This window comes from Sulfitobacter sp. 1A10359 (genome assembly GCF_043558145.1).
Taxonomy (GTDB): Bacteria; Pseudomonadota; Alphaproteobacteria; order Rhodobacterales; family Rhodobacteraceae; genus Sulfitobacter; species Sulfitobacter faviae.
In genome coordinates this window covers 1-5,415 of sequence record NZ_JBIFGB010000016.1, presented here as the reverse complement: position 1 = coordinate 5,415, position 5,415 = coordinate 1, and the positions used below count along the sequence as shown (strand labels likewise).

At 56.0% G+C, this 5,415-nt stretch carries 5 protein-coding genes and 1 pseudogene; all 6 read right to left on the bottom strand.

Annotated features, from left to right (window positions below; all coding sequences use genetic code 11):
* Positions 1 to 71: 71 nt before the first annotated feature.
* The 6 genes and pseudogenes from ACGYK2_RS17225 to ACGYK2_RS17200 all read right to left on the bottom strand — a co-directional run bounded on the left by ACGYK2_RS17225 (position 72) and on the right by ACGYK2_RS17200 (position 5,373).
* Entirely contained in the window at positions 72 to 575 is a 504-nt protein-coding gene (locus ACGYK2_RS17225; protein ID WP_394374453.1) for a polysaccharide biosynthesis/export family protein, read from the bottom strand.
* A 90-nt stretch (positions 576 to 665) separates the two neighbouring features.
* Positions 666 to 1,145 carry a YjbF family lipoprotein gene (locus ACGYK2_RS17220; protein WP_394374452.1) on the bottom strand — a complete coding sequence of 160 codons (480 nt, stop codon included), beginning with the start codon at positions 1,143 to 1,145 and terminating at the stop codon, positions 666 to 668.
* Between the two features lie 137 nt (positions 1,146 to 1,282).
* Positions 1,283 to 3,421, bottom strand: a complete 2,139-nt coding sequence (locus ACGYK2_RS17215) for a YjbH domain-containing protein (protein ID WP_394374451.1) — start codon at positions 3,419 to 3,421, stop codon at positions 1,283 to 1,285.
* Positions 3,422 to 3,719: 298 nt separating this feature from the next.
* Complete coding sequence (locus ACGYK2_RS17210; RefSeq protein ID WP_394374450.1) at positions 3,720 to 4,721, bottom strand: IS30 family transposase; 1,002 nt, start codon at positions 4,719 to 4,721, stop codon at positions 3,720 to 3,722.
* Positions 4,722 to 4,947: 226 nt separating this feature from the next.
* A pseudogene (locus tag ACGYK2_RS17205) lies at positions 4,948 to 5,164 on the bottom strand (transposase); the annotation flags it as partial.
* Positions 5,140 to 5,373, bottom strand: coding sequence for a hypothetical protein (locus ACGYK2_RS17200; protein ID WP_394374449.1), 234 nt, complete (start codon positions 5,371 to 5,373; stop codon positions 5,140 to 5,142). The gene ACGYK2_RS17200 and the pseudogene ACGYK2_RS17205, both read right to left, overlap by 25 nt.
* Positions 5,374 to 5,415: the final 42 nt, after the last annotated feature.

The window sequence follows — 5,415 nt, the reverse complement described above, 5'->3', positions numbered from 1 at the left end:
GGGAAGTGTGTTCACATGGGTCAATTCTCAGTGACAATTTATGGGGCTACCGGGTCAGTTCTCAGTGACAATCAACACGCCGCTTCTGCTTCTTCAAGTGTCAGGTCCAAAACTTTGACCCGACCAACATCAGGAATGGAGATTGCACCGTCATCTTGAACAGTATAGCCTTGTCGTCGGTTCTCCGCGGCCAGCAGGCCACTGACATCTTTCGCCGTACTGCCGCCACTGCGTGCCGCCAGCGAAAGGACATCGCCGACACCAATGTGATAGGTCGTGTTCAATGGCGTGTTCGGCACCCGAAGGGCGAGGTTGCCCGGTTTGGCCTGATTCTGAAAGACCGGCGAGGGGAGCGGGCCCGTCCCCTGAAGCACCCCGGTGTGACCGACGGTCTGGAAAAATGCCGCCGGCAACTGTTTTGGCTCATAAGGCGATTTATTCGCCGCCAGAACCGTTTCGAACGTTAAAGGTACAATATGTACATCGCCGCCAGCGTTTGTCACTAATGGGGAGATATAAGCCACGCCGCAACTACTAAGGAGGATCAAAGTGGAAGCAGCGAGGTATCTAAACATCAGCAAATCCCTGTATGAAGTCTAGCGGCTACGCGGTAACGTGATTGAGTGTAAAGACTTTCTAATCGGCATGGATCTGTTTGCACGACATCAAACATCCTCTAACCGGATGTAGCCAAGATCCGGGCCAATCCATTGCCGGGACGCGACGACTTTGCCCCCAGACATTTGATAGCTGTTCTTAAAGCTGTGATCTTTGCCATAGCAGGTTTCTGTGATCTGCGCATTTCCGCTATAGTTGCAGATGTAGCTCTTGATCACAATCTGATCTTCGCCATCAAGATAGCGATGAACGCGGACGGCTTGGCCGCCATGGCGCAAGCCCGCGAGCACTTCGGCGACATCGCCGGTCATCAAGTCAAAGCCAAGGCCGCGGGTGCCGACAAGCACCCCCTCTTTGAGGCTCAGTGAGATATTGTCGGGGGTGAAATAGGTTTCGACATTGCGATTCACTCCCTTACGGACGAGGATCGAGGCCCGTTCATTTTGCTCGAGCTGAGCGATAATCAAAGACGTGTGCTGAAACCGTTGACGCACCTCAGGGGTCACCTGCCGCCGAATGTCTGCCATGCTGGAGGGTTTCGAGGCGGGTTGCGTAAAGCCGAGAAGGGCCTGACCGATGGGGCCGAGGATGCTCTGCTGCGTTTGGCCCGACCCGCAGGCGGTCAATAGCCCCAGAAGGGACAAGACGGCGATAGATTTAAATTTCATCTCCAGAACCTGCCCCAGCTGTCTTTCAATTCGGGTGTATGATAGCCTCGCACGCTTTCGTAGAGACGGTTTCTGACTTTAAGCCGCGCGCCGCCGTCACGTGTCAGCGGTTGGATCACGGCCTTATAGGTTTTGTCTGACGGCTCGCCCAAAACATGGGACAGCGGGACGGTAAAGCGCAGACCTTTGTCAAAAGACCCTTCGCCGAAATCGTCAAAAGAGACGTCGGTGAAGGTGGCGTAGGCGCCGATGCTCCAGCCATTTGCGAAGACGCGGTCGAGGGTAAAGGTCGCGCCGTAGTCGCCCGCCAGATAGCGGCCCGCGTCCACTTGGCCAAGGTAGCCGTTTCCAAAGTCGTAATAGGCGGAGAGGTGACCTGTCGCGATTTCGTAGTCCCGGAAGCCGAACCTTTGGTCGAAATCGCGCTGCACTGCGTAATTCACCTCTGCACCCAAAGCCAAACGGCTGGCGACGGGTTTCCAAAGCAATTCACTCGAAACGCCCCCGAATTGCGATTCGAGGTAGCCTGCGGTGACCCGGGCGTAGAGATCTTTGCCGGGTCGGAAGTAATGCGCGAGTGTCAGATGCTCTAGAGCGGTTTCCCCCTCGCGCGCGTAGATTGCGGATTCGGACCGAACCCGCGGCAGCACGGAATTAGACCGGCGGGCCGCGTCACCGATATTTCCCGCCAGCCGCTGTTCAATGCTGCCTGAAAGGAACCAGCCCGGCGCAATGTCGTAACGCCCTTGCAGCCGCAGGCCGGTGTCAAGGCGTACCGGCTCGTCCGGATCGAAGTAGCTGGCGTTTAGGTAGGGGCCGACGGACCAAGTCAGTTTAGGGTAGTGGTCGCCATGATAGGTTGCACCATCTAAGCTACCTGCGGCATCCTCAATCTCCGCGCGGGCGTAGGTCTGCCATGATCCGTCTGCCTCATGCTCCAAATCCTCAATGTCCGACCGGTGTAATGTGGTGGCGGAGAGCGGAATGCCGTTCTCCAACGGGACGACGGTAAAGGTTTCTACCGATGCTGGCATAACCCGCGTGAGGATGCGCGCCGTGCGCCCGATGGCTTCGGGACGAGACAGATAACGCTCGTTACGAATGTGCACGGTCACGGCATTCGCGCTGATTTTCATCGCCTCAAGCGCCATACCGTCGCTGGCAAGCAGTGTGCCAGTTTGCTCGCGCAAGCTGGATTCGACGCCAACGGCCTGCGTCCAGCCGAGATCGGAGGCCGCCCCCGGTGCGCGCCGCTTCACTGGCAAAGGTGCGGGGCCCTTGCCACCGTTTACGAGGGGGTGCCTTGGGTTGTTCCGTAGGTTCAGCGAGAAGCCGAATGTTGAGCCGTAAAGGTAATGCGCCTGAAGGTGGATGTTGTCGCGGATCTCGTAGTCGAGACCGAAGTTGAACGGGGACTTATGCTCAAACGAACCGTATCGGGTTTCACGACTATAAGCATCAGAGGAATACTCGGCCTTCAGCGTCAGCTTATCCGTGGCCTGCCAAGCCACCCCACCAAAGAGCGCGGCATCCCCCCGGAACCAACCCGCCGCTTCGATCTCACCGCCGCGGCCAAAGTCTCGGTCCGGTCTGGTTTCAAAGCGGTCATTGATGACGCCAAGAGGGTTGGAAAAGCCCTTGTAGCTGCCAAGCCGTCCCCAACCGATACCACCCGTGAAGGTCAGGCGGGGGGTGACGCTTTTGGTGGCGACAATATATTCCGCCGAATAGACGCCTGTGCCTATAAAATCCTGCAAGCCAACCGCAATCGCCGGTCGGTGGCTGGTTTCATCGACGAAGCGATACCGCAGGTCAAAGGAGCGGTCGAAAAGAGCGCCGCCCCCTGCCGAGAAATCGTCAATCTTGCTGTAGCGGAAGCTGCCGGAAAGTCGCGGGGTGATCTGAAAGCTCAGCGTAGTGCGGGCAGTATTGGCGAACTGACTATATGTTGCCGTCAGCTCAGCATCTTCCGCGCTTTGCGCCGTTGGCATGTCGACCAACCCGACGGTGCCATAGGTCGAGTAGGAGTAGCCTTCCGTCTGCGCTGCGGCAGGCAGCAAGAGCAGACCGACCCCCACCATCGCGCGCGGGGTCCGGCGGCGGGATGCAGGCTTTGCGCGAGGCTTGTGAGTCATAGGTCTCTCCGTTCCTTGCTCAAGGGTACCTGCTTAGCCGTGGCAGGGCAATGTTTGGAGCAAGCTCAGTTCCAGTTAACAATTTTCGAAAGCTTGAATGTGGTCTATCAGTCGCAGTCTCATCGGATTACGCCAAGTTTGCGTATCTCCAACGTTCTATCTTACGTCGTTCCGTGATACTCAGTTGGCTGTAAACGGTCTCACACCGATTTCTCCAGTTAGATAAACTACTATTTTCTAATAAGAGTCTGTGAGCGATACCTGAACCGCGACTCTTGTCGAGCTCAGGGTAGGGGCGTCATCGCATTTCCTCCAATATCTTTTCGCGGAAGACCTCGGCTGGGGTCTTCCATCCAAGACACTTTCGTGGCGTGTTGTTGAGGCGATCACAGATCACCTTCATATCGTGATCTGTGCATTGCCGGATCTCGCGTTTGCGGGGCAGCCACCTTCGAAGGCGTCGGTTAGTGTTCTCGACTGTGCCTTTCTGCCAAGGGCTGGAGGGGTCGTCAAACCACGTTTGGGTTCCGATCTCGGCTTGTAGGTGGGGCCAACTGACAAACTCGGTTCCGCGGTCAAAAGTGATGGACCGGCGGGCGATAAGGGGGAGGTCTTTGAGAGACTTCATTATCTTTCCCATGACCGGTTTGGTGCGTTTGTTCGGGTTTTTCAGGATCACGGTGAAGCGGCTGACGCGCTCAACCAGTGAGGTGACGTTGTTCTGGCCAAGCTTTTGTTTGAACAGCATCAAATCAGCTTCCCAGTGACCAAATTGCCGACGATGCGCGACATCATCGGGTCGGAAAAGGATACTGACATCGCGGTGGAATTTGGGTTCTCTGCGCCTTCTGGTGCGACGTGGTCTGCGGGCGACACGGTGGGTCGGTAGATACCACCACAGGTCTTCGCGCTGACCTTCCTTGGAATAGATGTAGCGATAGATGGTTTCTTGGCAGACCCTAAGAGGAGCACCCTCGTGGATCATGCGGTTACTGATCTGCTCGGGTGTCCAACCGTTCTTGATGCGCTCGATCACGCGTTTACACAGCTCAGGATGTTTGATCAGTTTGCGCTCTCGAGAACGCCGTTCCGCTTGCATCAGGTGCGCGGCGGCACCGTAATAGCCATCGCATCCAGGCATGTTTTCGTCCGAGAAATGGTTACGCTTTAGCTCGCGAAATATCGTTGATCTGCAGCGCTTCAGAACGCGCGCCATCTCTTCAACTGGGACCTTCGCGTGTCTCCAGTGTTCTATCTTGCGTCGTTCTGTGATACTGAGTTGGTCGTAAACAGCTCCCATACCGATTCCTCTCATTAGGTAAACTACTGTTTTCTAAAAAGAGTCGCACTTGAGGGTAGCGCGCGCTAGGCTAAAGCAGTAGATCCTGTAATCATTGTTATGTTTGTATTTATGGAAATGTTTTCTGTTCTACGGTCTTAATACATTCATAGTGATGACCACATGCTATCTGAGTTGCTCTCTGTCCGGTGGCCACGATCTCGGACTTGGTTGAGTTTCAAAAGTTGTCGCGCCCCAGGCGCGCCCGAGAGGAAGTCTCGCGCAAACCCGGGGGGCTATCGGGGTTGAGGTTCGTAAAGTTTGGCATATCCCTTGTAGCCGTCCGCTTGCAGGATGCCGCGGGCATTAGCCAACTGGCTCAGCACATGCCCTTCCTTCCAGTTGGAAGCCAACTGATAGACAGCGCCCGGGGCGCTGGTCACGCACTTAGGGCCCGATCCACGATATTGGTCAGTGTACCGCCGATTGGTTCGTCACTGGCAAAGCGAAAGCCTGACCCGACAAGTGTGATGCTATAGCCCGTCCAAGGGTTGGTCGCGACCACCCGGGTGCTGCTGCTTGAGATCATCTCGATATCGACGTCATCGAATTCGCTAAAGAAAGCGTGTTCGAGAAAACTGCTGTCTGTCCCGACGAGAGTGAAGGTTGTCATATCGGTTTATCCTCCATGGTGATCGACCCCGGCACCCGGTCT